A 25,141-nucleotide genomic window follows, 5' to 3' on the forward strand; every position below is an offset into this window, starting at 1 on the left:
TTGAATGAATAAAACGGTTGTTTCGTTAACGGCTGCAGCTTTTATTTCATCAGGGGCGGCAGCCGTGGCGGAAGCTTCAGAACTTCACAAAGTAAAAGCAGGAGACACGCTATTCAGCATCGCCAATCAGTATAAAATCACTGTCGTTCAATTGATGGAATTGAATGAATTATCATCTGATCATCTTTCCATTAATGACGAACTGCTTGTATCAAAAGAAGAGACAGCGGCAGCGATTGAAACAAAACGAGCAGGAGAAGAGAAGAAACAAGAAGTGGCAGCGAATGAGCAGACGGCAGGAACTTCAGTCGTATCAGCGGCCGCCGTTTCTGCCTATACGGTTAAAAGCGGTGATTCACTTGGCTCGATTGCCTCCCGTTATAAAACAACGGTTGCTGCGTTGAAGCAGATGAATGGTTTAAAATCCGATGTGATTTATGCCGGCCAGAAGCTGAAAGTAAGCGGCACAGTACCAAAAACAACGACCACAACGACGAGTAAGCCGTCTGCGAAAACATCGGCCAGCACGTATACAGTAAAGAGCGGTGATTCACTCGGGGTAATAGCTGGCCGTTATAAAACAACGATTGCCGCATTGAGGCAGCTAAATGGTTTAAAATCCGATGTGATTTATGCCGGCCAGAAGCTGAAAGTAAGCGGCACAGCATCCAAAACAACGACTACCACGACAAGTAAGCCATCGGAAACGACGACGAGCAAACCATCGGCGGCAACGGGTGCATACGTGGTCAAAAGCGGCGACTCTCTTGGTGTGATTGCCTCTCGTTATAAGATGACGGTTGCTGCGTTAAAGCAGCTAAATGGTTTGAAATCCGATGTGATTTATGTCGGCCAGAAGCTGAAAGTAAGTGGGAAATCAACACCATCAACAAGTAATCCATCAACAACTGGTTCCTCTACAACAAGCGGCACGTACGTAGTAAAAAGCGGGGACTCCCTCAGTATCATTGCTTCGCGAAATGGAATGACTGTGTCAGCGTTAAAACAAATGAACAGCCTGAGGTCAGACATTATTTTTGTCGGCCAAAAGTTAAAAATTGCAGCGGGCTCAAAAGGCGGAACAACGGCGAAACCGGTAAATGTCAGCAATACACCTGCTTCAGGTTCTTATTCGAGTTCGGATCTGCTTGGTGCAGCGAATTCCATGCTTGGTGTTCCGTATGTATGGGGCGGTTCATCACCGTCAGGCTTTGACTGCAGCGGATTCATTTATTATGCATATAAACAGGCAGGGAAAAGCGTTGCTCGAACGAATACGGAAGGATTTTACAGCCGTTCATACGAAATTTCGAGCCCGAAAGCAGGCGACCTTGTTTTCTTCAGCAACACGTATAAAAAAGGTATTTCTCATATGGGTATATACATAGGTGGAAATCAATTCATTCATGCAAGCTCTTCGCAAGGAGTCACAGTGTCCAGTCTAAACAATTCTTATTTCGCTTCTAAGTTTGATAGTTTTAAACGATTCTATTAAAAAACGGCCTATCATTTTGATAGGCCGTTTTTTAGTTCACTTCGTCATCTCTATCTTTTTATGAATCTCAGCCAAATGGCTGTCGATATTTTCTTTCGTTATATAAACACCAAATGAGTTTTGAGCGTGGGGCCCTTCATTGATCCGTTCAGCTATTTTGTCCCCGACTTCCGGATAAAAATGATGGCCGTCAAAATAATTTGTTAAATCATTCGTGATCTCGTTCGGGTACATAAAGTTATAGACGCCGCCAAACACGTCGACAACATCATGCAGCCACTGTTCATAATCGTCTAATTGTCCTTCTTCGACAAGCGTTTGAAAAAGAGCTGTAGAAATAGGCGTCGTATAGACGATGGTTTCCACATCGGGATGACGATCTGTAAAAATGGTTAAATATTCTTTATAGCGCGGGTTATATACATAATTTGAACCGTAAAACTCTTCTTTGAAACGCTCGATTTTTTGAACCGTATTCGCGTTACGTTCTTCAGCTGAAATGTGGCGGGCGAACGCCACGTTTTCATGGTTGTAGGCGCGCTCTGCTTGTACTTCGTTTGCGATCGACATCCGGAGATTTTTAACGGAGTAGCGGAATGAATCGATTGAAAACAGATTTTTCACCCGGTAAAGCGGATCGTCGAGTTTTTTTTCATAGTTTACGAGTGAAACAGGACGATCGCTTTCCTGTACAGATGTTTTAAAGAAATCAAGGCCGATAATGACCCGTTTAATGGGCTGATCGCTTTGGCGTTTGGCAAACGCGAGAAAGGTGTCATATTCGCGAATAGACAAGTTATTAACTGAAAAATTGTAAACGTTCATATTTTTAAACGTGTTTTGGTTAATATAGGTGGAGCGGCTTGATCCTAGCAAAATCGTATCGTATGAGAAGGGTTGAAAAAATATGCGTCCCGTTTTTTGCTGGCGTTCGTCAATAACACTTTGATAATCATTAAACTTGTGTTTTTGATTATACGTCCATAGGGGGTCCATCATATAATTAAATGACACGATCGTTGTCAATACAAGACAGACGATCGCAGAGAAAATCAAGATGAATTGTCTCGATTGCTTCAAGCTTATCACACCTTAAAAGTTGAAATAGAGAAACTCGGATACTTGCTGAAGGCGAGTGGCCGAATAGATAAATAGACAGGCCGTCATAACAGCAATCGATCGCTTCGGTGTAAACTCATCACGCAGCTGAATTGAATTTTTCGCAAATAAGACGATAAACAGCGTAACGATCGTCCAAATAGCAATTTCAATAAAGGGAGCGCCAAGTTCGAAGCGGAACAGAAGCACACTGCCGATCGGCAAATCGAGAAACTGGATGAAATCTTTTGGTAACAGTACACCATTGAATCCAGCCATGCTGCGAAGAACAGAGATGGCTGTCTGCAAGTCCGGCGACCGAAAAAATACCCAAGATAGATGAACAAATAAAAATGTTAACAGCCATGCAAAAGGTTTAGACAATGCCCGGCCTGAAGATGTCCAGGCACGGTTCACCATACTTGCGGCTCCATGCATCATACCCCAAATAATAAATGTCCATCCGGCGCCGTGCCAGAAGCCGCTGACGAGAAAGACGATGAAAAGATTAAGATAGGTGCGTGTGCGCCCTTTCCGGTTGCCGCCAAGCGGAATGTAAATGTACCGTGTTAGAAAGGTGGACAGTGTTATGTGCCAGCGCCGCCAGAAATCCTGAATACTGGTCGCTTTATAAGGTGAAAAAAAGTTGCGGGGCAAGCGAATATTAAAGAGCAAGCCCAAACCGATTGCCATATCAGAGTAACCGCTGAAATCAAAGTATAGTTGAAAGGTATACGCAAGTGTCGTTAGCCAGCTATCGACAAATGTGAGTGATTCGGACATGGCGTAGCCTTTATTTGCCCATATGGCAAATGTATCTGCAATGACAACTTTTTTAAATAAACCGATGCTGAAAACGAATAGCCCGAGTGCAACGTTTTTCGATTGAAAGCGCCGGTTCTCAGACAATTGAAACTGATCCATTACTTGACTGTGATGAATGATAGGCCCAGCGATTAACTGTGGGAAAAAGGTTACAAACAGCGAATAATTTAGAAAGTTATATTCACCCGTTTCTTTCCGATATGAATCGACAAGATAAGCAATTTGTTGAAATGTGTAAAAGCTGATTGCCAAGGGCAGCAGTAAATTTTTTAATTCAATCGTTGCATCAAAAAGAACATTCATATTTACCGCAAAAAAGTCGTAATATTTAAAGTAACCGAGCAATAAGACATTAAATAGAATACCAAGTATTAATAGTTTTTTGCGATGTAAATCTGGATAATCTTTGCTCAAATAATGGCCGGTCAAAAAGTTAACAGCCAGCGAAAGTAAAATAAGCGGCAAGTAAGCAGGATTCCAATAGCCGTAAAAGAAGAATGAACTGATAAGAAGCCAACTTTTCGCTAAAGTAAAATTCCATTTGTTCAGTATAAAATAGACAACGAGAACAATAGGCAAAAAGAGAAAAATAAATTCAAAGGAATTAAAAATCATTGGGTCTCCTCCAGAGAGAAACGATTAACGACAGCGTTAATAATACTATATTTTACTATTTTCGACAATGCAGCAGTAGATGTGAAAAATTCGACAAATAATAGTTGTAAGTGAATAAAAATATGGTAAAATAAACATGTAGTTCCGTTTTGTGTGTAAAATAACTCGTTTTCAAGAATATGGTTGGTAAAAGCTGTGAGCATCTGTCCATTTGGCAGGTGCTTTTTCCTTATTTTAACACCGAATAAGCTAAAAGGCCTCCTGAAACTGTGAGGTTTGAGGCGAAATGCGCCAACATTCTTCGACAACCATCTTAACATAGCTTTTCAACTAAAAAATCCGGCGAAAACTCGCCGGATTTTTTATCATTATGTGACATGCACACTCCATTTGGATAAATCAGGTTTTTCTTTCTTAATAAGGACAGCAGGGAATATAAAGGTCCATGGTTTTGCCGTATTGGCCCGCACTTCGAGATTACCGACATTAAACTGGCCTTCAGCTGCGATATCGCCGGCTGCATCGATCAGTTTCAGCGGCAGCTTTTCAATATTTACATTCCGCTCGTATCCGTTACGGATCAACAATGAAATTGTAAGGTTTCCATTTTTAAGAAATTGGGCATTTAAACCGGTGAAATTCAATTCATCTTTTGGGGGAGCACCTAATTTTTCAACCAATTCTTCAAGCTTTTCTTTTTCCAAAGCGGGGAGGGACTCTTCCCATTTTGGGTCTAAGTCCAGCTTATGTTTCCCTGACGTTAAATCAAACGCAATCAACCAGTTCTCTTTGCCAAGTTCCACATGTTTATTTACAGAAGGAAATACAAATGTCCATGGACGGCTTGAGTCAGGAGGCAGTGCACCGAGTTCACTTAACGGAAAGGTATGGCGTGCTTTTAATTCATTTTTTTCATTTAATAAAAGCAGCGGCACGTCTCCTAGCGAGATTTCTTCATCCACTGTATTGCGGACAAAGGCGGATACGGCCAGTCCAGCCGGCTGTTCACTCCATTCGATTCCGGAAAGTGACAATTGATTCCGTTTTAACGGCGGGAGCTCATTGTTTAAAAATTGAAGCACATACATTTGTTCTTTCGGGATAGCAACGGATGGATGAAGTGAAAGAGCAGTCGTTACTTCTTCTTCACTGTCAGGTGCTGTTGCATCACCGGTAATATCACTAGCGGATACAGCACTTTCACGTCCATCATTTTTTAAATCGGCATCCGATTTTCCTTTACGTTTAAAAAAAGATACCATAGCGGTTAATTCTCCTTTTTTGTCACTTCGTTTAACAACGCAGCGGTTTTGATTGAAATATCACGGAGCAAATTCCGGTACGTATTTTGAAATAACTGCAACCCTTCACGCGCATAAATACGCAGCGGGTCTTCCTGTTGATAATGCCTTAGACCAATTCCTTCTTTTAAGCGTGTCATCTGTTCCAGGTGCTGAACCCAAAGCTGGTCAATGGTGGTAAGCATAATTCGTTTTACAAAATCATCCCATTTCGGCTCGTACTGTTGTTGGAGCCATTCAATATGCAGTCCTGTCACAGATTCGACAGCTGAAGCAATTTCTTTTACATGAGAAGGCTCTTCCGGAAGAGGAACAGCACGCCCGGCAAACATCGCCTGTAAATGACCAGCTAAAAGATCCAATTGCCATTCTTCAGACGAGACGTCCTCCGCGCAATAAAAGTCAATTTCTTCGCGGACAGCCCGTTTAATAATATCAATAAGACGATCCTGCTGTGTCTCATCTTCAATGACCGCGTTGCGAAGGCTGAAAATAACGCCGCGCTGTTCATTAATGACATCATCAAGTTTTAAATTGTACTCACGCATCGCAAAGTTGGAACCTTCAACGATCCGCTGCACACGGTCTACGAATTCAATCATCTTTTTATTTAACACAAGTCCATCTTCGTTTGTTTCCAATTTTTTCTCAAGCTTGATAAGATCATCTTTTGCAAAACGGCGGAACATATCATCTTCAAGTGAAATAAGAAATTCGCTTGAGCCGGGATCTCCCTGGCGGCCTGAGCGCCCTTTTAGCTGATTGTCAATTCGGCGGCTTTCATGCCGTTCTGTTCCAAGCACGTATAGCCCGCCAAGTGCAGGAACGCCCGTGCCAAGTAAAATATCTGTTCCGCGTCCTGCCATATTCGTGGCGATGGTAATGTGGCCCGGTTGGCCAGAACGGGAAATAAGCTCGACTTCCTGTTCAACGCTTTTTGCATTTAACAATTCAAATGAAAGACCTGCTTTTTTGAAGTGATCTGCAATTTTTTCTGATTGTAAAATGGATGTTGTCCCGACAAGAACAGGCTGTCCTGTTTGGTGGCGAGATAAGACTTCCGCCGTTACCGCCGCGTATTTTTCTTCCTGTGTCCGATAAATACGGTCTGGCTTATCTATGCGCTGAATAGGGCGGTTTGTCGGCACTTTCACTACGTGCATATTGTACACTTCAAGCAGTTCCTTTTCCTCTGTTTTCGCTGTTCCCGTCATGCCGGATAAAAGTGGATACATGCGGAAATAGTTTTGAATCGTGATGGACGCCTGTGTTTTATTTTCATCGGTAATTTCTAAATTTTCTTTTGCTTCAATTGCCTGATGAAGACCGTCACTTAGCGTGCGGCCTTCCATTGTGCGGCCCGTAAACATGTCCACGAGTAAAATGGCACCGTCTTTAACGATATAATCGACGTCGCGCTCAAACATAACATGGGCGCGAACGGCCTGAATCATGTAATGATAAAGCGTTTGATGCTCAATTTCATATAAGTTATCAACACCGAACGCCTTTTCCACCTTTTCAATTCCTTTATCGATCAGGCTGACGGCTTTCGTTTCATCATCGAGTTGATAATCTTCATCACGGATGAATCGTTTGGCCACGCGTGCGCCAATATAATGGAGATCAGCTGCCGGGGGCATTTTGCCGGCAATGATGAGCGGCGTTTTCGCTTCATCAATTAAGACGCTGTCCACTTCATCAATGATGGCGAAATGATAAGGACGCTGTACACGCTGTGAAGGGTGCCAAACCATATTGTCGCGCAAGTAATCAAAGCCAAATTCCGTTCCGACACCGTACGTAATATCTGCTTGGTAGGCAGCCTGTTTTTCAGCAGGCGTCATCATTGGCAAATTTAAGCCAACTGAAAGGCCCAGAAATTCATGAAGGGGTCCAATCGTATCGCGGTCACGTTTGGCTAAATAGTCGTTCACCGTGATAACATGAACACCTTTTCCCTCAAGGGCACGCAAATAACTCGGCAATGAGGCGACAAGTGTTTTCCCCTCACCGGTGGCCATTTCAGCAATATTTGCATCCGTCAGCACAAGTCCGCCCAGTAACTGGACGTCGTAATGACGCATACTAAGAACACGTCTGGCTGCTTCACGGACAACCGCAAACGCTTCTATTTTAATGTCATCAACGGAGGCGCCGCCTGCTAGCTTGCTTTTAAACTCGTCTGTTTTCCCCCGCAGCTGTTCATCGGTCAGTTCAGCTATTGTTGATTCGAGTTCATTAATAAGGTTGACTGTTTTTGTATATGATTTAATCTGCCGGTCATCGGCACTTTTTTTTCGAAATAAAGAGATCATTTTCTTGTTCACTCCTCTGGAGAACTTTCCATCATCTTATCTTATCAAAAGACGAACTAAAAGAAAATATAAGGTTCTTTTTCTTCATTTTGATGGATATAAAATGCTTTTACCTTTATAATTATTAACGATGAAATGAAATTGTAAAAAAATCGTTTTACAAAATATATCAAAAGATGCTTCTGAATGAACAGAGGGAGGAAAATATGGTTTTACTTGCCTTTATCATTTGCGTGCTGGCCTCGATTGCGATTACGCCGCTCGTAAAAAAGTTTGCCGTTGCCATAGGGGCTGTTGATAAGCCAAATTACCGGAAAGTGCATCAGCGGATTATGCCGCGTATGGGAGGCTTGGCAATTTTTATCAGCTTTTTAATTGGCATAATTGTGCTGCGGCCAGCTGCCCCATTAGAACAGCCGCTCATCAATCCAGCTATTATTATCGGGAGTATCGTTATTATTTTAACAGGTGTTCTTGATGATCGGTTTGAACTTTCAGCAAAAGTAAAACTGGCAGGACAGCTCCTTGCGGCCATTGTTGTCGTTGTATATGGCGGTGTGCAAATTAATTTCGTCAATTTGCCATTCGGTGGCACGATTGAATTTGGTTACTTGAGTATTCCTTTAACTATTTTATGGATTGTAGCCATTACGAACGCGATTAACTTAATTGACGGTCTTGATGGTTTAGCGGCAGGTGTTTCTACAATTGCCCTGTTAACGATTAGCTTAATGGCCTTTATGAAAGGCGATCTGTATGTAATGAGCGTAGCGCTTGTTGTTGCTGGAAGTGCGATAGGCTTTTTGAAATATAACTTTCATCCAGCAAAGATCTTTATGGGCGATACCGGAGCTCTTTTTCTAGGCTTTATTATCAGTGTTTTATCGCTGCTTGGCTTTAAGAACATCACAGTCGTCTCGCTGATCATTCCGATCATCATTCTCGGTGTGCCGATATCAGACACCATTTTCGCGATTATCCGCCGGAAACTGAACAATCAGCCGATTTCCGCACCGGACAAGTCTCATTTACATCATTGCCTGCTTCGGACAGGCTATACACATAAACAAACGGTTTTAATTATTTATGCGATTGCCATGATGTTCGGTCTCGCTGCGATTATTTTCTCCATGGCGAAAGTGTGGGGAGCGATCATCCTAATAGGAGTCATTACAATCGCGATCGAACTGTTTGTTGAAAGTATTGGTTTAATAGGCAACGATTATAAGCCGCTTTTAAATTTTGTGAAGAGCGGCACGAAAAAGAATTTATAAATGCAAAAATCCCGCTGACCGGAATTGGCTCAGCGGGATTTTTTTATTCATCTGTTTATTCGTCGTTTGTGCTGTATGTGCCGGTTTCTTCTTCAGAGGCAATAGAAGAGTCCATGTCAAGGTGACGCTGCAGTTTCCCTTTTACGACATCAAGTTCTGTTTCATCCAGTCGATAAATGTAAGCACCAGCGTTTGTGAAATCATCTGTACCAGTGAGTGTAAGAGAATCATAATTAATGTGGCCGTTTTTGCCGTATTCAATCAGTGATTTCATTTCACTGAATGTCATATTTGTCCGCATGTTGGCTCCGATGGCTTCTAAAATTTCATCGTATTTCGTAATGGAATTAAACGATACGGCTTTTTTGACAGTCGCCTGTAAAATTTCTTGTTGACGTTTGCCGCGTTCAATATCGTTATCATATTTACGTGTACGCGCCAGAGCAAGGGCTTCTTCACCATCTAATTTTTGCATGCCAGGCTCTAATTTAATTTCCCCATGAATGTCATTGGAATTCTTTTCTTCAATTTCAAATGGGACGTCCATTTTAATACCGTCTAATGCGTCGACAACGTCAACGAATGCATAAAAGTTCATGCGAACATAGTAGTCGACAGGAACATCAAGCAGTTCTTCAACCGTTTCCATTGTTGAAAGCGGTCCGCCTGTTGCATGTGCATGGTTAATTTTGTAGTAATCATTAAGATCCGGAACATATGCATAAGTATCGCGCGGAATACTTAACATTTTAATCGACTTATCTTCTATATTCAAAGTGGCTAAAACGAGTGCATCAGTCCGCGTATTCGTGCCGTAGTCGCGATTGACGTTATCATCGATTCCCATGAAAAGAATGGAAATATTGTCTTCAAGCGGATGAACATCTGCATCGCGCAAGTCGGATTTAACACGCCCATCATCCTCATAAGAATCTGTAAAAACCGTCTCGGCTTTCTTATGCAGGTTGGCCGTATATCCTGCAGCCGTAAAGGCAACAAGTAAAAGAGGGATAAAAAAGGCGAAAAAGAAAATCCGCCGCTTTTGCGTTTTCCGGCGCCGTCTTCCGGATCGTTGATTAGTTGAAGCCATGTATGTTTCTCCTTTTAATGGTTATTTCTTGTTGAATGTTAAAAGCCAAGCTTTTCTATATTCTACTATGAAACGACAATTCCGTAAATTTTTTTATTCACTTATATCCATTTCTTTATAGAGAACATCACCTTCTGTGAAAATAGCTTGTCCATTCGTCCATTCCGTCATTTTTTCACAAAAAACGGCAATATCTTTTTCTTCAACAAAAACATCTACATTTACATTCTCTACATAATGTATTTCTTTTATTCCATAAATAGAGGCGCGCAGCTCATTTTCAATTTTTCCGAGCCATGTGTAATCAATTGATACCGTCATAATTTTCATAAGGCGGCGCTCGACAATACCAATCGCATTCAGCCCTTCTGACGCTGTTTTTCCGTATGCGCGAATTAAACCGCCGGCACCGAGTTTAATGCCGCCAAAGTAACGGGTGACCACAATCACGGTGTCTTTGAGTCCGCGCTTTTTAATGACTTCTAGAATAGGCAGACCGGCTGTACCGGACGGCTCGCCATCATCATTTGCCTTTTGAATTTGATCGTGTTCACCAATCATGTAAGCAGAACAGTTATGTGTCGCATTCCAATGCTGTTTTTTAATACGATCGATAAAGGCCAAGGCCTCTTCGGCCGTTTCAGCCCGATTTACGTGAGCAATGAACCGGGATTTTTGAATAACTAGTTCAAATTCGCCATAGCCTTTTACCGTTTTATAGTTAGATAGCAATTTATTTTCCTCCAAATGGTTTTATTTATAAAAAAATAGGGTATTAACTATTGTTCATTATCGTAAAGGAAAATAGTCCGGATGAAAAGCGTCATGCTCCGAAATACTTTTAAACAAATCGTAAATAAACTTTAATGTTCGACATTTAAACTAATGATATAATGATAATATCCTTCCCTGTGAGATTTTCACCGGGTCTTTTTATCAGTGAATTAAAAAGAACTGCGTATTTTTTCCGCCTTCAAAAGATACAGTAATAAGGAAAATAGAATGTGTCTTTTGTAGAGGTATTTAAAAACCGGAGAAGGGATCATTTATGTCGACAAAAAATGCGGATACAAAACTGCTTGATACCATACTGGATAAAATGGTTGAAACGGTTGATCAAAGTAAAGATCAGATCTTTTCAATCGCTGAACAAAGCAGACGTGATTATGAAACGCTAACCACAGAGCTTGAACTCGTCAAAAGTCATATTCAAATTGCTTTTATGAAGCATGAAGAGCTGGAACGGAAAGTGAAGATGGCCCGTCAGCGATTGTCTGAAGTAAGTAGGGATTTCTCTATTTATTCAGAGGACATCGTGCGGGAGTCGTATGAAAAAGCGCATGATTTGCAAATGGAGCTTATTGTACTGCGTCAAAATGAAAAGCAGCTGTTAGACCGGCGCAATGACCTTGACCGCCGTTTACTATCCGTACATACGACAATTGAACGAGCAGAACATCTTGTCTCACAAACAGCTGTTGTTCTAAACTATTTAACGCAGGACATGAAACAATTTGGAAAGGCACTTGAGCAAGCTCAATCGAAGCAGGCATTTGGTCTGCAGGTAATGGAAGCACAGGAAGAAGAGCGGAAGCGGCTTTCACGTGAGATCCACGATGGACCGGCTCAAATGATGGCAAATCTTCTTGTGCGTTCTGATTTAATTGAAAAAATATATCGGGAACACGGAGTGGACGAAGCATTTAAAGAAATACACGACTTGAAAAAAATGGTGCGTTCTGCTTTATATGAAGTAAGACGGATTATTTATGACCTCCGTCCGATGGCACTCGATGATTTAGGATTAATCCCTACGTTGAAAAAGTATTTAGCGACTGTTAATGAATACAACCGGTCCGAAGCTGCAAAGCCTGACATTCAATTCGTCAACATGGGGATGGATAAGCGGCTGCCGACAAAACTCGAGGTTGCCTTGTTCCGCCTTATTCAGGAATCTGTTCAAAATGCATTAAAACATGCCAATGCATCGATTATTCAAGTGAAATTAGAAATCAAAAAAGAACAAGTACTTGCTGTCGTGAAAGATAATGGCAAAGGATTCGTGGTAAGTGAAATGAAATCAGGTTCATTTGGGATTATGGGGATGAAGGAGCGGGTTGAGCTTCTAGAAGGAGATATTGCCTTTCATTCTAAACCGTCCGATGGCACAACGGTTTTTATTAGCGTGCCCATATTGAAGCAGACAACAACTTAGGACTCAGAGGGGGAAAAGAGAATGACGACGAACATTGTTATTATTGATGACCATCAATTATTCCGTGAAGGAGTAAAGCGTATTCTTGATTTTGAAGAAACATTTAATGTGCTTGCTGAAGGAGAAGACGGTTCTGAAGCACTTGCACTGATTGAAGAGCATAAACCGGACGTGGTCATCATGGACATTAACATGCCAGAAGTAAACGGAGTAGAAGCTACACGTAAGTTAGTTGATAAATATGCGGACACGAAAGTGATTATTTTATCGATACATGATGATGAGAACTACGTGATGCATGCACTCCAATCAGGTGCGCTTGGCTACTTATTAAAAGAGATGGATGCCGAAGAACTTGTCGAAGCAGTGAAAGTGGTCGCAGCGGGCGGATCGTATTTACACCCGCGTGTCACTCATAACTTGATCGCTGACTACCGCCGTCTATCAAATGATGATGGAAAAGGAAAAGGATTCCAACAATCAGAAGTTGTCCGTCCGCTTCACTTATTAACGCGCCGCGAATGCGAAGTGCTTCAATTACTCGCAGACGGCAAAAGCAACCGTGGTATCGGTGAATCACTCTATATTAGTGAAAAAACAGTCAAAAACCATGTGAGTAACATTTTACAAAAAATGAACGTTAACGACCGCACACAGGCTGTCGTTACAGCGATTAAAAAAGGATGGGTGGAAGTACGCTAAGAAAAACCATCCGGACTTGTATGCAAAGGTTGTGCATGAAAAAAGGCTCGCTCACCCGGGTTCGTCTTGCTGCATATGATGGAAAGACGAAACTCAAAGGGGGAAATAAAGCAGTGAGTCCATATTATAACCGTCCGTTTCGAGGGCCGTATCCATATTATGGCCGTTCGCCATATTATAACCGCCCGCCTTATTATGGAGGGTACGGCATTTTCCAAGATCCATTTATTGGCGGCCTTTTTGGCGGTTTAGCAGGCAGTCTGCTCACGCCAATTATTTACGGTCGTCCACCATACTATCCCTATTACTGAAAAAACGGTTCGCGCCGGTTGAGCGCGGGCTGTTTTTCTTTTACAATACAAATAAAGAAAGGACGTGTAATAACGTTGACATATAAATGGATGACAGTGCTGCTCCTGACGGGCACTTTGCTTGCAGGCTGCGGGGACGACGAACAACATGAAGCCGCTAACTCGGCAAGTGATGGTGAACCGGCCAATACGGCCACACAGGAAACCCATACGGCTTCAGATGAACAAAAGAATGAAACGACTGCCGATGAAGAGTCAAGTACGAAGGAAAAATCTGCTGCACAAACGGAGAAAGTCCCGATTGAAGAAGCTGAAAATGTTCCGGCAGAAGAGAAAACCGCCATTTTGGCCGTGTTGGACAAGCAGGTTGAATCGTTTAATAACAAAGACATCGACAGTTACATGGCGACGATTTCCCAAACGCCGGAATCATTTGATTACAAAGAAGAAAAATTGTACGTTCAAAAAGTATTTGAAACGTTTGAAGCATCCATGACTCCGCTTAATCCGATAATTATTAAGTACGATGAAGAAATGAAAACGGCGAACGTCTTTATGAATATGAAATCCACATCCAAAGATATGGGTACAGGGAAAGAAGTAAGCCAGACGACGCGTCAGATTATGGTATTTAAAAAAGAGGAAGCCGGATGGAAACAGATTTCGCTGTTTGCCATGGAATGATGATATAATGAAAAGAAAAGAGGGGTTTTACACATATGACGAAAGAAATGAATGTAGAAAGCTTTAACTTGGACCATACGAAAGTAAAGGCACCATACGTCCGCCTTGCAGGTGTAAAAGAAGGAATGAATGGTGACAAAATTTTAAAGTATGACATCCGTTTTTGTCAGCCAAATAAAGAGCATATGGACATGCCAGCCCTTCATTCACTAGAGCATATGATGGCGGAATTCAGCCGCAATCATTCAGATAAAATTGTCGACATTAGTCCGATGGGCTGCCAAACGGGTTACTATATTGCGGTCATCAATCATGATGATTACGAAGACATTTTAACAATTATTGAAAAAACATTGAACGATGTATTAGAAGCGACTGAAGTACCTGCTTGCAACGAAGTACAATGCGGATGGGCAGCGAGCCACAGTCTTGAAGGAGCGAAAGATATTGCCCGTAACATGCTTGCCAAACGAAATGAATGGACAGAAGTATTCGCTTAAGTGGAAATGGACAACTTGTCCATTTTTTTTATGGCTCCGTTAAACAATAAGGAAGCAATTCTCACGAAGCAGGCTGATCTTATAAACATTGTTTCTTTCATGAAAAAGGGATGCAAAAAAGTAATTATTCAGATAAAATAAGGAAGTATAGCATAAAACCGTATTCCGTTAAAGCGGGACAAATAAAAATAAGGCAGGTACAGAAGATGAAGACGGCAATTTTGACAGACAGTACGGCTTATCTTCCGAAAGAACTTCGTGAGGAATTAAATATTTATATGATCCCGCTTAGCGTCATTTTTGGCAATGATGCTTATCGTGAAGAATTTGATATAACGACAGAAGAGTTTTATAAAAAAGTGCGTGAAGGCGGCAAACTGCCAATGACATCACAGCCAGTCATCGGCCACTTTGTTGAAATGTACGAGGAGATTGCCCATGAATACGATGCGGTTGTCGGCATTTATTTATCAAGCGGCCTAAGCGGGACGTATCAGTCATCGATGGTTGCGGCCAATATGGTGCAAGGACTTGATATACACTCCTTTGACTCTGAAGTCAGCTGCGCACCACAAGGTTTTTACGTTTTGCGGGCTGTTGAATTGGCTAAGCAGGGGAAAACCCCAGCTGAAATTATAGCAGAATTGACGGAAATGAAGCGGTCTACCAAAACGTATTTTATGGTCGACGATTTAAATCATTTAAAGCGCGGTGGGAGACTGGGCAGTGCACAGGCGTTAATTGGCAGCTTGCTGCAAGTGAAACCCATTCTTCATATTGAAAATAAAGTAATCGTCCCCTTTGAAAAAATACGGACAAGCAAAAAAGCGCTGAATCGAATCGGCGACTTATTTGAAGAGGACTATAATAAAGGCGATAAACTGCAGGCGGTCATCATTCACGCAAACCGTGAAGCCGATGCCCGTAACTGGATGATCGATTTGAAAAGCCGATTTCCAAACGCTGAATTTGGCGTTAGCCACTTCGGTCCCGTTATTGGCACACACCTTGGCGAAAGTGCTCTGGCGATGGGCTGGACAAAAAAGTGCATATAAAAAAGTGTCCCCTTTGCTGGGACACTTTTTTTGTTTATTCAGCTAATAAATCAAGTGTATCTTTTGGCAGATCGTCGTAATTAAGTTTTTGCGAAGAGGAATCAGCGGCTGATGCATTTTTAACGAGGTCGCCAAATCCTTGTTCTTGCAGCAGCAAAATAATCTGTCCTTTGATCGGGATATTATGATCAACTAAATACGTTGTTTTGGAACGAATCATCGCATCAAAAATGGCACTTCGTTCGATTCCATTTTCAGCAAATGCTTGTTGACTTAACAGTAAGTCCATCAATGTCAGCCAATCATAGTCATTGCCGGAGAAGACGAGCGATCCGTTAATTTGGTACCAGAGATCGCCATTTGAGCGAATCCATTTTGGATGCAAGTTTTCAATACCTGCTTTTAATTCGCGTGCTGTTTTTAAATAGTTCGTGTTGCCTGTTTGTTTATACGTTTCTAGCAAAAATCTCATCTCGCCAAGTGCGTGATTAAGAGATACGTGTGTTTTTTTGCTGCCAATTGCGTAATAATCGGCAATTAAATAACTTGACGGGGTTACCGCAATCGTGTTGCCAAGACTTTTCTGGTTTACGAGAAAGTCGGCATAGCGCAAATTCGCCTCTGCAAGCTTTGATACTGAAAGGGCCTCTCCTGTGTTTTTCAAAAACAAGGCCGCATTTTCGTTATGGCGTGTATCAATATAAGGAGCTGTTGTGCCATACGTATTTTTCAGCCATGTGCTCGTATATTCTGTTTTGAAAATGGGGCTTTTTCCGGCTGTAATGGCGCCATCCGAGAATACATCAAGATCGGCTACTGCATTTATAACTAAGTCGCGGAAATAACGTTCTTTATTTCCATTATAGGCAGTTAAATAAATGCCGCCTTGCAAACGGCCAATATTGCGCCCGTAGCCCATTTTGTATCCTGGCTCGATGGACCAAGGCAGCTTCGTATATGCGCCGTCAGCCGTCAGCCAATTATTAATTTGACTGTATTCGAGAATGGTCCGTTTAAACCAGTCATTTCGGTTTGACTCACTTGCAAACAATGGTTTTTCAGACACAAGTGCCCACGTTTCTGAGATGGCTTTTGACTGAACGGATACGTTTTGATGAGCGGTCACAAGCTTGCGCGCCGGATCTGTATACAAATTATAGCTTTCTCGTTCGCTTGAAAGTTCGCGAAGAACAGAGCGCTGCCCATTTGCATAATTGGTTTGACGCTGCACCGAGATATAATTTTTACCCATCATTACTTCATTTGTCACAGTGGATCCATTTTTTACCGATAAAATACCGGTCGGATGGGATGTTTTATCCACACCGAACGTAGGGTCATGAGACTGATCAACCGTTCCGTGCGAAGCGTATTTAGCTAATGAGTAATTGTCAGATTGCGAGAATGGCATAATGACAGAAGCAGAATACGTATTGTCACCATTATGAAGGAACTTCGTGAAAATAAAAGTATCTCCATTATCGAGTTGACGAAGTGTGACTTGCAAGGATCCAAGCGGCTTGGATGCATTCCCCATATGATAATAGTAATGTGTATCAGTTGATAAAATATGTGAATCAGTCGTCCGTTTATTGTATGTAAGCGGAATACCGCGCGTATTCATGCGCACTTTTACGTATTGAGTATTATTAACGGGAATAACCACTTCTTGATTATCAGCAGGCTCCGGAATTTCAATGGGATCCTTTGAACCGCCAAGCAGATCAAGTTTTGACATGAGACGGTGAACGAACACGGCTGATTCACCGCGCGTCGCGATTTTTGCTGGTTCAAATTTGTTATCCGCTGTGCCGTAAATAAGACCATAGAATGTCATTCGTTCCACTGCCCCGTATGCATACTTTCCGATTTTAGCCGCATCTGTAAAGGTTAGAGGTGCGCGTTTCGTATAGCTGCCTTTTAGCTGCATGGCCCGATCAAGCATAACTGCGACATCTGAACGGGTAATCGGGTTGTTGGGGAGTGCCTGTCCATCTGCATTTCCGAGAATAAGCCCGGCTTTTTTGGCAGCGGCAATTTCATTGTAAAGGCTGCTGCTGGCAGGAACATCCGGAAATGCCGAACTGCCGGCCGGTAAATCAAGTGCGCGCACAAGATACGCCAAAAACTGACCTCTCGTGACTTGTGTATATGGACGGAATGTCCCATCCTCATATCCAAAGATGACGCCTTCGTCCGTTAAGGATTCGATTTCTGGTTTTGCCCAGTGGGTTGAAATATCTCTGAAAGTCTGTGCGGATACTTGTAAAACAAACGTAAATACAAGCAGGAAAACGACGAGACTTCCTCCAATTTTTCGCATAGGTTCCCCTTTCTTTTTTATAAATATGACAAATTAAATTATAACATATGTAAAATTACCCTCTATGTTAAATTAAGATGACAATATGATAACGATTGTCATAAAACCGCAAAATACGTATACTGATAGCGAAAGGACGTGAAATATGAAAGATGCTCTCTTTTTTTCTGGAAGAGAACTCATTGACGAAGAATGCAAGACTCTTCCGGATAAACACATTGCCACCCGTCCGGCTCTTCACTTCGACAACGGACAGCCTCGCTGCAACCGCTGCAACAACACGACGAACTTTGCCTCCCACCCTTGTGCCCGATGCGGCAACATATGTACATACTGCCGCCACTGTATCGAAATGGGCAAAATCTCATCCTGCACCACTCTGTACACATGGGTTGGCCCACCGCCTAAACATCATGAAAAAGCAGGAACGTTGCACTGGACAGGCACTCTTTCTGCCGGTCAAAAGACCGCGTCTATTAACGTCGAACGCGCCATATCCGATTTACGTGAACATCTCGTATGGGCAGTAGCCGGAGCAGGCAAAACAGAAGTATTATTTCAAGGAATCGCATCTGCTCTTTCTGCCGGCAAACGCGTTTGCATTGCTGCGCCAAGAGCCGATGTCGTGCGCGAACTCGCACCGCGTCTCACAGCCGTTTTTCCTCATACACCGCCTGCTACATTGTATGGCGGCAGTCCCGACCGCCACACATACAGTCCGCTCGTCATTTCGACTACCCATCAGCTATACCGCTTTTATCGTGCATTCGACGTTTTAATTGTAGATGAAGTCGATGCTTATCCGTACACATTTGACCGCTCGCTGCAATTTGCTGTTCAAAAAGCAAGAAAACCTGAATCCGCTCTTATTTATTTAACGGCTACACCGCATGCAGAATGGCAGTCCGAAGTAAAAACGGGCAAACGCGAGGCGACACTCATTCCAGCCCGCTATCATCGTCATCCGCTTCCGGTGCCGAAAACAGAATGGTGCGGCAACTGGAAGAAAACGATCGCACCGAAGAATGTTCTTTTGTGGGTAAAAGCGAAAGTAAAAGAAGGGCAGCGCCTGCTTCTTTTTTATCCGCATATCGACACGATGGAGAAAGCATTGCCTCTCTTAAAAGAAATTGATCCGCGCATTGAAAGTGTTCACGCAGGTGATCCGTTTCGAAAAGAAAAAGTAGCAGCGATGCGCCGGCAGGAAATACCAGTATTGCTGTCGACGACGATTCTTGAGCGCGGCGTAACCTTTCCGGGCATTGATGTCGCCGTGGTTGGTGCAGAAGAGGCGGTCTTTACAGAAAGTGCGCTCGTTCAAATAGCGGGCCGAGCGGGACGCAGCGCCGACTTTCCGACAGGTGATGTCCTCTTTTTTCATTATGGAAAAACAGATGCGATGATGAAAGCGATCGGGCAAATCAATGAGATGAACAGACTTGGAATAAAAAGGGGGCTCATTGATAGATGAAGCAGTGCTTACTTTGTGAGAATGAGACGGAAATGGAATGTTGGCTCTCTTTTTTTGGCGCGAAAGCCCCTCTCCTTTGTCCAGCGTGTTTGAAGAAGCTAGTGAAAATAACGGGTCCTTCATGCCGCCTATGCTCGCGGCCAATGGAGGTGAGCGGCATTTGTTCGGAGTGTGAGGAATGGGGGGAGAGTGCGTTTAGGGGCAATCAATCCCTTTATGTATACAACGAATCGATGCAGGCGATCATTGCCCGGTTTAAGTATCGCGGCGATTATGTGCTGGCGTCTATTTTTGCGGATGATGTGCGGCGGATGGCATTGGCGGCGGCGTGTGACCTGATTTGTGCGGTTCCTTTGCCGCCAACGCGGCTTGCGGAACGGCGGTTTAATCAATCGGAAGCGCTTATCGAAGCAGCTGGTCTTCGGCATGTACCGCTTATTAGCCGGTTGGAATCGGAAAAGCAGGCCAAAAGATCGCGTATGGAGCGGATCACGGCGGACCAGACGTTTTATCCGATTGGCCATGCAGAGGGCAAATCGGTGCTCGTTATTGATGATATTTATACGACAGGCGCGACAATCCGGCTCGTCGCAAAAGCATTGATGGAAGCAGGGGCATCATCGGTTAAATCGATCACGATCGCCCGAAGCGGTTCTTGACAATTTCGTCAATCCCTATGAAAATAGAACTAATTGAGAGAAACAAGAGGTGAAGGGCATGAATGAAGTCATTGATTGTCCGCGATGCGGAGATTTATATATAAAAAATGCATTTCGTGAAGTATGTCCGAAATGCTCGCGCGCCGAAGAAGAATTGTACCAGGAAGTCTATGCATTTTTACGAAAAAGAGAAAACCGTGCTGCGACGATGGAGCGGATTGTGGAAGTGTCCGGTGCAACAGAAGAAATGATTCAACGGTGGGTGAAAAAAGGACGTCTTCAAGCTGCTCAATTTCCAAACTTAGGTTACCCGTGCGACCGCTGCGGTGCGATTATTCAAAAAGGCAAGCTATGTGCAAAATGCATTAGCGAAATTGATCAAGATTTGAAACTTCACGAACGGGAACAAGAATTTAGCCGGACAAAACAAGAACCGAGCCAGCAAACGTACTATACGAAAAAAGACTAAAACCCGTCAGACGGCGGGTTTTTGCTGTTGGCGGGAGATGGTTGTGAGCAGATGTAGTGAAATAGGGGCGTTACTCCTTGAATGTGTGCGAATCGGCTGAAATAGGTGCGGGATTCTGTGAATGTGTGCGGATCGGCCGAAATAGGTGCGGGATTCTGTGAATGTGAGCGAATTCGCTGAAATGGGTGCGATACTCTGTGAATGTGTGCGAATCGGCTGAAATAGGTGCGGGATTCTGTGAATGTGTGCGAATCGGCTGAAATAGGTGCGGGATTCTGTGAATGTGTGCGAATCGGCTGAAATAGGTGCGGGATTCTGTGAATGTGAGCGAATTCGCTGAAATAGGTGCGGGATTCTGTGAATGTGAGCGAATCTGTTGAAATAGGTGCGGCAATCTGTGAATGTGTGCGAATCTGTTGAAATAGGTGCGGGATTCTGTGAATGTGAGCGAATCGGCTGAAATAGGTGCGACAATCTGTGAATGTGAGCGAATCGGCTGAAATAGGTGCGGGATTCTGTGAATGTGTGCGGATCGGCTGAAATAGGTGCGGGATTCTGTGAATGTGAGCGAATCCACAAAAATACGTGCGCATTTTTATCTCAAATAATAAATTCGGTTTTTTGGACCACCACTAGTCTTTAAATTCATCGATATGAGCATCCGGTATGCTGTAAATCTAGAATCTAGCATTAAAAACCGGGCAATTTCAACACTCGACGCCGTTTGCTTGATCAAATAAGAGTAATCCTGAATGGCTTGAATGTGCGCATCTTTCGAAAAAACACCGCACGCTGGACAGTGCCATCTTTGACTCATCCGTTTCATTGAGAAATGGGTACACTTCGGACATTGCACTCCTTTTAAGAGCGACGATTCATCTATTTTAAATTTAGTTAAAAGATCGGGGTCATACACCACATGATTTTTCAACAGCATCCGTTCGAATTTTCGCAGCTGATCTGCTTTTAAAAATTCTGTTTTGTTTTTTTGCAAAAGTGAATGTGTTGTATCGGGAAGTTCAATGGCTCGAATGAATCGGTGCAAGTAGTCGGGGTGCGGCGGTGAAACATCAAAACGCGTTGTCGGGTTAGCAATCCCCACAAACGAGGGAATTGGAATGGGTACAATAGAATGATCATGCATCCAGTCGGTTAAGTGCCGTGTCTGCCTCCGCAACTGCAAGATAGCATCCGGAAAAACAGTTTCTTTGCCCTCAAACGTTCGAATCATTTGCCGGTGATCCGTTTGAATATGAATAGTACCGATATAATTTTTGGATTCAATCAAAGCGATGAAATAAGGGGTCAAGATGAGGAAATCCAATTGAAAGAATGAACCTGAAGAACTTTGAAGGCGTAAATCGTTGAAAATGGATACTTGATGTTGTACTTCTTTGAGCGAATATTCGATGGACTGCTCGCCGCGAAATCCTGCTGTTACTTTTGCCGCCTCCTCACCTACAATTACCCGCTTTGGATGATGATTCGGCAGCCTCCCCAGCAAAGCCTCCAGCTTCAGCAAATACAACGGTTTTTCCACCTTTTTAATGATTGACATAAAAACTCCTTTCATTCATACTGCAGGTACTATTCGATGCCCTCTGCCAAATGTCCTTCTGCAAAACCACGAAAAAATCCCCATTAAACATTTACACAGTCTTGCCGATATAAAGAGCACCACATAGAAACAGGGAAAGCGGGGATACGAGATGAAAATTAATCAAACACCCGGCATTCAAGGGATCAATCCGTATCAGAAACAGCTGAAAAAAGCGGACGAGGCGAAAACCGCCAGCGCAGCAGCGAGTGACAAACTAGAAATTTCAAAAGCAGCGAAAGAAATGCAAGGCTCTACACGACTACTGGCTGAACGCCGTGAAAAAATCGCGTTTCTGAAAGAGCAAGTCGCAAATGGCACTTATAAAGTAGATGCGAAAGCCACCGCGAAAGCAATGCTCAACTTTTACGGACAGGAGTAACCGGGTCGCCCAAGATACATTCCGGGCGATCTTTCTTTATGTACAGAATAAGGGAAGGAGACACGATGATGAAAATTCAGCCAAACGCTATGCCGATGCAAACGGCCGCCGCCCCGGTTCAAGGAGAAAGTGCCATTCAGGCAGCAGAGACCGCTCATTCAAATAGAGCGAACATACCGACTGCACGAAAGCAGCCGCCAGAAATAACGGCCTTTTCAGAACGGGGCTTTACGCTTACGAAAGAAGCGACGCAAGCGGTCCAGTCGTTTATGGAAACGGCATCCGGCACTGAAACAGAAAAGCTGGCAACCGTTAAAGCGCTCGCTGAAAAAGGGATCATGCCGAATGAAGCGAAACTAAAAGCGGTTCACGCTGCACTCACGGGCGTGCCGTTTGGCAAAGAAGCAGCGGAATGGCTGAAACAATCTGGTCTTTCTTTCCCTGAAAATACACAAGCGGCGATCGAAAAAGCACTCCAGCTTGGCCGAACGGAAGAAGCGATCGATTTAACGAAAAATAGGATGGCAGAAGTGGCATCCGCTCAATCAAAAGAACGGGTCAAAGCGATTGAAGCACTTGTGAAAGAACAAATACCGGCGCTCCGGTCGGATGCAGCGGCCGTAAAAGAACTCGTTAAAGCCATTGAGGCACTAGTCAAACAGCAAGGATCTGTGCCGTTAGACTCAGCTGAAGCAAAAGAACTGGCGAAGACGATTGAAACATTATTAAAACAACAAACGTCTGCAGCCCCGTCTGAAGTGACTGCGGCGAAAGAACGGATGAAAGCGGTCGAATCATTCATCAAACAGTTCGTTTCAACGTCTCAGCATACAGCAGAAGACACAATAGCAGAAACAGAGAAGCTGTTAAATACAGCCAAAAACAAATTAGAAGGGGCTTTACAACTATTAGTAAAGCAGCAGCCGGACAATCCCCTCTTCATCGAAATGAGTCAAAAAATGAAAAGCGGTGAACCGGTCCAACATATCGTGAAGGCGATTCGGGCATTGTTTGCCGGAGATCGGACAGCTGTTCTTAAACCGCTTGCTGAAGCGTTTCACTTAGCCGAAATGGCTAACGCGAAAATGTCTTCCGCTCTGCCGGCATCCAGCATTGTGATCCCGGGAACAGATCAAATAGAAACGAGCCCTGCTCAAAAAGCCGCCCAAATGATTCAAAAAGAACCGTCCTTTGAACGGGTCCTTTCCTATATAAAAGAGACCATGCCAGAATGGAAGCCGTCGTTTGAAAAAGCAGAAGCTCTTTTTGCTTCGGGCAAAGAAATGGCGGCACGGGGCGAGCTCATGAAAGCGGTCGAACCGCTTATCCCGACACCGGCTCAACAAACCGCGGTTATTCCGGATGAATTGTTCGCGCACGTACCGCCTCAGACAAAAGACGTGCTCGTCACACGAGTGACCGAAAAGATGTCGCAGTCCGCCATCGATTTTAAGCAATTCAAGCGGGACATTACACGTAATTTGCAAACGACGGAACTGTTGATCGCGCAAAAAGCGCCAAAGCCGGCCAAACCGGTCATCGAAACAGCGATTAAAACGCTTGATAACGCTATTTTAAAAAGCGATTTTATGCTATATACCGATATGAAAACGGAAAAGCAGCTTATGCAAGCGTCCGGTCAGCTGGCGGAAGCACGCAAACTGCTCGCCAAAGGGGATACGCAGCAAGCGGCCCGCCTGACAGCAGAAGTAAAAGCGCTCATTGAAAAAGTAACATTTAAACCGGCCGATGCCCGCGTCATGCATATGATCACACAGGAAACCGCAGAAACGGCACCGCGCGTTTTAGCCGGTGCAATGGCTGGATTATACGACACGCCGACGGCTCGCAGCGCATTTGAACTTGTCCGCGCGGCTGGATTTACGTACGAACAGGAGCAGGCGGCAGCGCTCGCCTCAAGAGAAAAAGCAGACACGCTCCCTTCTGTTAAGCAAGCCCTTTTAAGCCAGATGCATCAGCAAGCAGCAGATGGAAAACCAGAACAGATGATGACCACGTTAACGGGCCAGCAGCTGTTAAGCAAAGCGGATCCCGGCTTGCAGTCAATGATGATGTCCTTGCCGTTTTTACTTGGCGGCCAGTCTGAAAACGTGAACGTTTTTATCCGTTCCAAAAACGGAGGCAATCAAGTAGACTGGGAGAATTGTTCTGTCTACTTTTTATTCGACACGAAAAAACTAGGACCGGTCGGCATTACGATCTCATCCGCTGACAAAAACCTGTCTATTAAAGTACAAAATGATAAACCGGATTTTCAGCAAAAAATGGAGCCGCTTACCGTTGTGTTAAAAGAGCGTCTTGCTGACATCGGCTATCGGGTTGGTTCCGTTCAGTTTAATGAATTTCAAACGAAAGAACAGGATGCAGTAACATCCAAACGAGAAAAAACGTCAACGGCGAAAGGATTTGATTTTACCATATGAGCTACTACAACCAGATAAACCGCCGTAAACTGAACGGGCCATCTGCTGCGGTGATCCGCTACGAAGAAGGAAATGCACCGACTGTTGTTGCACAAGGGAAAGGCGCGCTTGCGGCGAAAATACTTGAACTGGCGAACGAGCATGGCGTCCCGATGGAACAAGACGCCTCACTATTATCCGAATTGCTCGATATCGACCTTGGTGATTCCATTCCGCCACAATTGTATTCAGTCATCGCTGAAATGTTGATTTTAATCGAAGAAATGGATTCAGCCTATTAAACTTTGTCGTATTTTGCCGATACAATAAAGTG

General features: G+C 43.6%; 22 protein-coding genes. 14 read left to right on the forward strand and 8 right to left on the reverse strand.

The genetic code is table 11. The features are described from left to right. Positions 1–4: 4 nt before the first annotated feature. Positions 5–1,495 (forward strand): C40 family peptidase, encoded by a 1,491-nt coding sequence (locus ACZYRN_RS06615; RefSeq protein WP_488910739.1) that lies wholly within the window; start codon positions 5–7, stop codon positions 1,493–1,495. Positions 1,496–1,531: 36 nt separating this feature from the next. On the opposite strand, the gene ACZYRN_RS06620 is transcribed toward ACZYRN_RS06615, so the two are convergent. The 4 genes from ACZYRN_RS06620 to secA2 all read right to left on the reverse strand — a co-directional run bounded on the left by ACZYRN_RS06620 (position 1,532) and on the right by secA2 (position 7,652). Next, on the reverse strand, positions 1,532–2,575 hold the full coding sequence (locus tag ACZYRN_RS06620; RefSeq protein WP_488910740.1) for a hypothetical protein: 1,044 nt from the start codon (positions 2,573–2,575) through the stop codon (positions 1,532–1,534). A gap of 12 nt (positions 2,576–2,587) precedes the next feature. Beyond that, positions 2,588–4,033: an MBOAT family O-acyltransferase gene (locus tag ACZYRN_RS06625; RefSeq protein WP_488910741.1), complete on the reverse strand. Its 1,446-nt coding sequence runs from the start codon at positions 4,031–4,033 to the stop codon at positions 2,588–2,590. 368 nt (positions 4,034–4,401) lie between these two features. Continuing rightward, positions 4,402–5,295: an accessory Sec system S-layer assembly protein gene (locus ACZYRN_RS06630; protein WP_488910742.1), complete on the reverse strand. Its 894-nt coding sequence runs from the start codon at positions 5,293–5,295 to the stop codon at positions 4,402–4,404. 5 nt (positions 5,296–5,300) lie between these two features. After that, positions 5,301–7,652 carry an accessory Sec system translocase SecA2 gene (gene secA2 / locus ACZYRN_RS06635; protein WP_488910743.1) on the reverse strand — a complete coding sequence of 784 codons (2,352 nt, stop codon included), beginning with the start codon at positions 7,650–7,652 and terminating at the stop codon, positions 5,301–5,303. A gap of 206 nt (positions 7,653–7,858) precedes the next feature. On the opposite strand from secA2, the gene ACZYRN_RS06640 reads away from it, so the two are divergent. Next, on the forward strand, positions 7,859–8,926 hold the full coding sequence (locus ACZYRN_RS06640; protein WP_488910744.1) for a glycosyltransferase family 4 protein: 1,068 nt from the start codon (positions 7,859–7,861) through the stop codon (positions 8,924–8,926). Between the two features lie 55 nt (positions 8,927–8,981). On the opposite strand, the gene ACZYRN_RS06645 is transcribed toward ACZYRN_RS06640, so the two are convergent. Continuing rightward, a complete protein-coding gene (locus ACZYRN_RS06645) occupies positions 8,982–10,016 on the reverse strand; it encodes an LCP family protein (protein ID WP_488910745.1) in 1,035 nt (344 codons plus the stop codon). A 93-nt stretch (positions 10,017–10,109) separates the two neighbouring features. Further along, positions 10,110–10,748: a YigZ family protein gene (locus ACZYRN_RS06650; protein ID WP_488910746.1), complete on the reverse strand. Its 639-nt coding sequence runs from the start codon at positions 10,746–10,748 to the stop codon at positions 10,110–10,112. Between the two features lie 316 nt (positions 10,749–11,064). Here ACZYRN_RS06650 and ACZYRN_RS06655 point away from each other — a divergent pair, with 316 nt between their 5' ends. From ACZYRN_RS06655 to ACZYRN_RS06680, 6 genes are all read left to right on the forward strand, one after another. Further along, a complete protein-coding gene (locus tag ACZYRN_RS06655; protein WP_488910747.1) occupies positions 11,065–12,231 on the forward strand; it encodes a sensor histidine kinase in 1,167 nt (388 codons plus the stop codon). A 21-nt stretch (positions 12,232–12,252) separates the two neighbouring features. Continuing rightward, complete coding sequence (locus ACZYRN_RS06660) at positions 12,253–12,933, forward strand: response regulator (protein WP_488910748.1); 681 nt, start codon at positions 12,253–12,255, stop codon at positions 12,931–12,933. A gap of 35 nt (positions 12,934–12,968) precedes the next feature. After that, entirely contained in the window at positions 12,969–13,244 is a 276-nt protein-coding gene (locus ACZYRN_RS06665) for a hypothetical protein (protein ID WP_488910749.1), read from the forward strand. Between the two features lie 75 nt (positions 13,245–13,319). Continuing rightward, positions 13,320–13,928 (forward strand): Cif family virulence factor, encoded by a 609-nt coding sequence (locus ACZYRN_RS06670; protein ID WP_488910750.1) that lies wholly within the window; start codon positions 13,320–13,322, stop codon positions 13,926–13,928. Between the two features lie 35 nt (positions 13,929–13,963). Then, on the forward strand, positions 13,964–14,428 hold the full coding sequence (locus ACZYRN_RS06675) for an S-ribosylhomocysteine lyase (RefSeq protein ID WP_488910751.1): 465 nt from the start codon (positions 13,964–13,966) through the stop codon (positions 14,426–14,428). A 206-nt stretch (positions 14,429–14,634) separates the two neighbouring features. Further along, a complete protein-coding gene (locus tag ACZYRN_RS06680) occupies positions 14,635–15,483 on the forward strand; it encodes a DegV family protein (RefSeq protein WP_488910752.1) in 849 nt (282 codons plus the stop codon). 34 nt (positions 15,484–15,517) lie between these two features. Here ACZYRN_RS06680 and ACZYRN_RS06685 read toward each other — a convergent pair whose 3' ends face one another. Beyond that, positions 15,518–17,806, reverse strand: a complete 2,289-nt coding sequence (locus ACZYRN_RS06685) for an S-layer homology domain-containing protein (RefSeq protein ID WP_488910753.1) — start codon at positions 17,804–17,806, stop codon at positions 15,518–15,520. 145 nt (positions 17,807–17,951) lie between these two features. On the opposite strand from ACZYRN_RS06685, the gene ACZYRN_RS06690 reads away from it, so the two are divergent. From ACZYRN_RS06690 to ACZYRN_RS06700, 3 genes are read left to right on the forward strand one after another with little or no spacing between them, the layout of a single operon-like run. Then, positions 17,952–19,277, forward strand: a complete 1,326-nt coding sequence (locus ACZYRN_RS06690) for an ATP-dependent helicase ComFA (RefSeq protein WP_488910754.1) — start codon at positions 17,952–17,954, stop codon at positions 19,275–19,277. Then, positions 19,274–19,936: a ComFC family protein gene (locus ACZYRN_RS06695; protein ID WP_488910755.1), complete on the forward strand. Its 663-nt coding sequence runs from the start codon at positions 19,274–19,276 to the stop codon at positions 19,934–19,936. The genes ACZYRN_RS06690 and ACZYRN_RS06695 overlap by 4 nt, the downstream gene beginning before the upstream one ends. A 58-nt stretch (positions 19,937–19,994) precedes the next feature. Further along, positions 19,995–20,405: a TIGR03826 family flagellar region protein gene (locus ACZYRN_RS06700; protein WP_488910756.1), complete on the forward strand. Its 411-nt coding sequence runs from the start codon at positions 19,995–19,997 to the stop codon at positions 20,403–20,405. A 595-nt stretch (positions 20,406–21,000) separates the two neighbouring features. On the opposite strand, the gene ACZYRN_RS06705 is transcribed toward ACZYRN_RS06700, so the two are convergent. Next, positions 21,001–21,963, reverse strand: a complete 963-nt coding sequence (locus ACZYRN_RS06705; RefSeq protein ID WP_488910757.1) for an NERD domain-containing protein — start codon at positions 21,961–21,963, stop codon at positions 21,001–21,003. A gap of 151 nt (positions 21,964–22,114) precedes the next feature. On the opposite strand from ACZYRN_RS06705, the gene flgM reads away from it, so the two are divergent. From flgM to ACZYRN_RS06720, 3 genes are all read left to right on the forward strand, one after another. Then, on the forward strand, positions 22,115–22,384 hold the full coding sequence (flgM, locus tag ACZYRN_RS06710; RefSeq protein WP_488910758.1) for a flagellar biosynthesis anti-sigma factor FlgM: 270 nt from the start codon (positions 22,115–22,117) through the stop codon (positions 22,382–22,384). 65 nt (positions 22,385–22,449) lie between these two features. Continuing rightward, positions 22,450–24,828: a hypothetical protein gene (locus ACZYRN_RS06715; RefSeq protein WP_488910759.1), complete on the forward strand. Its 2,379-nt coding sequence runs from the start codon at positions 22,450–22,452 to the stop codon at positions 24,826–24,828. Continuing rightward, a complete protein-coding gene (locus ACZYRN_RS06720; protein ID WP_488910760.1) occupies positions 24,825–25,109 on the forward strand; it encodes an EscU/YscU/HrcU family type III secretion system export apparatus switch protein in 285 nt (94 codons plus the stop codon). Before ACZYRN_RS06715 ends, ACZYRN_RS06720 begins: the two co-directional genes overlap by 4 nt. Positions 25,110–25,141: the final 32 nt, after the last annotated feature.

Source organism: Domibacillus sp. F004 (genome assembly GCF_057814295.1).

Coding starts and splice junctions, on each gene's coding strand:
- ACZYRN_RS06615 (WP_488910739.1), top strand. CDS start 5: ATGAATAAAACGGTTGTTTCGTTAACGGCTGCAGCTTTTATTTCATCA.
- ACZYRN_RS06625 (WP_488910741.1), bottom strand. CDS start 4,033: ATGATTTTTAATTCCTTTGAATTTATTTTTCTCTTTTTGCCTATTGTT.
- ACZYRN_RS06630 (WP_488910742.1), bottom strand. CDS start 5,295: ATGGTATCTTTTTTTAAACGTAAAGGAAAATCGGATGCCGATTTAAAA.
- secA2 (WP_488910743.1), bottom strand. CDS start 7,652: ATGATCTCTTTATTTCGAAAAAAAAGTGCCGATGACCGGCAGATTAAA.
- ACZYRN_RS06640 (WP_488910744.1), top strand. CDS start 7,859: ATGGTTTTACTTGCCTTTATCATTTGCGTGCTGGCCTCGATTGCGATT.
- ACZYRN_RS06645 (WP_488910745.1), bottom strand. CDS start 10,016: ATGGCTTCAACTAATCAACGATCCGGAAGACGGCGCCGGAAAACGCAA.
- ACZYRN_RS06655 (WP_488910747.1), top strand. CDS start 11,065: ATGTCGACAAAAAATGCGGATACAAAACTGCTTGATACCATACTGGAT.
- ACZYRN_RS06660 (WP_488910748.1), top strand. CDS start 12,253: ATGACGACGAACATTGTTATTATTGATGACCATCAATTATTCCGTGAA.
- ACZYRN_RS06665 (WP_488910749.1), top strand. CDS start 12,969: ATGAAAAAAGGCTCGCTCACCCGGGTTCGTCTTGCTGCATATGATGGA.
- ACZYRN_RS06675 (WP_488910751.1), top strand. CDS start 13,964: ATGACGAAAGAAATGAATGTAGAAAGCTTTAACTTGGACCATACGAAA.
- ACZYRN_RS06680 (WP_488910752.1), top strand. CDS start 14,635: ATGAAGACGGCAATTTTGACAGACAGTACGGCTTATCTTCCGAAAGAA.
- ACZYRN_RS06685 (WP_488910753.1), bottom strand. CDS start 17,806: ATGCGAAAAATTGGAGGAAGTCTCGTCGTTTTCCTGCTTGTATTTACG.
- ACZYRN_RS06690 (WP_488910754.1), top strand. CDS start 17,952: ATGAAAGATGCTCTCTTTTTTTCTGGAAGAGAACTCATTGACGAAGAA.
- ACZYRN_RS06695 (WP_488910755.1), top strand. CDS start 19,274: ATGAAGCAGTGCTTACTTTGTGAGAATGAGACGGAAATGGAATGTTGG.
- ACZYRN_RS06700 (WP_488910756.1), top strand. CDS start 19,995: ATGAATGAAGTCATTGATTGTCCGCGATGCGGAGATTTATATATAAAA.
- ACZYRN_RS06705 (WP_488910757.1), bottom strand. CDS start 21,963: ATGTCAATCATTAAAAAGGTGGAAAAACCGTTGTATTTGCTGAAGCTG.
- flgM (WP_488910758.1), top strand. CDS start 22,115: ATGAAAATTAATCAAACACCCGGCATTCAAGGGATCAATCCGTATCAG.
- ACZYRN_RS06715 (WP_488910759.1), top strand. CDS start 22,450: ATGATGAAAATTCAGCCAAACGCTATGCCGATGCAAACGGCCGCCGCC.
- ACZYRN_RS06720 (WP_488910760.1), top strand. CDS start 24,825: ATGAGCTACTACAACCAGATAAACCGCCGTAAACTGAACGGGCCATCT.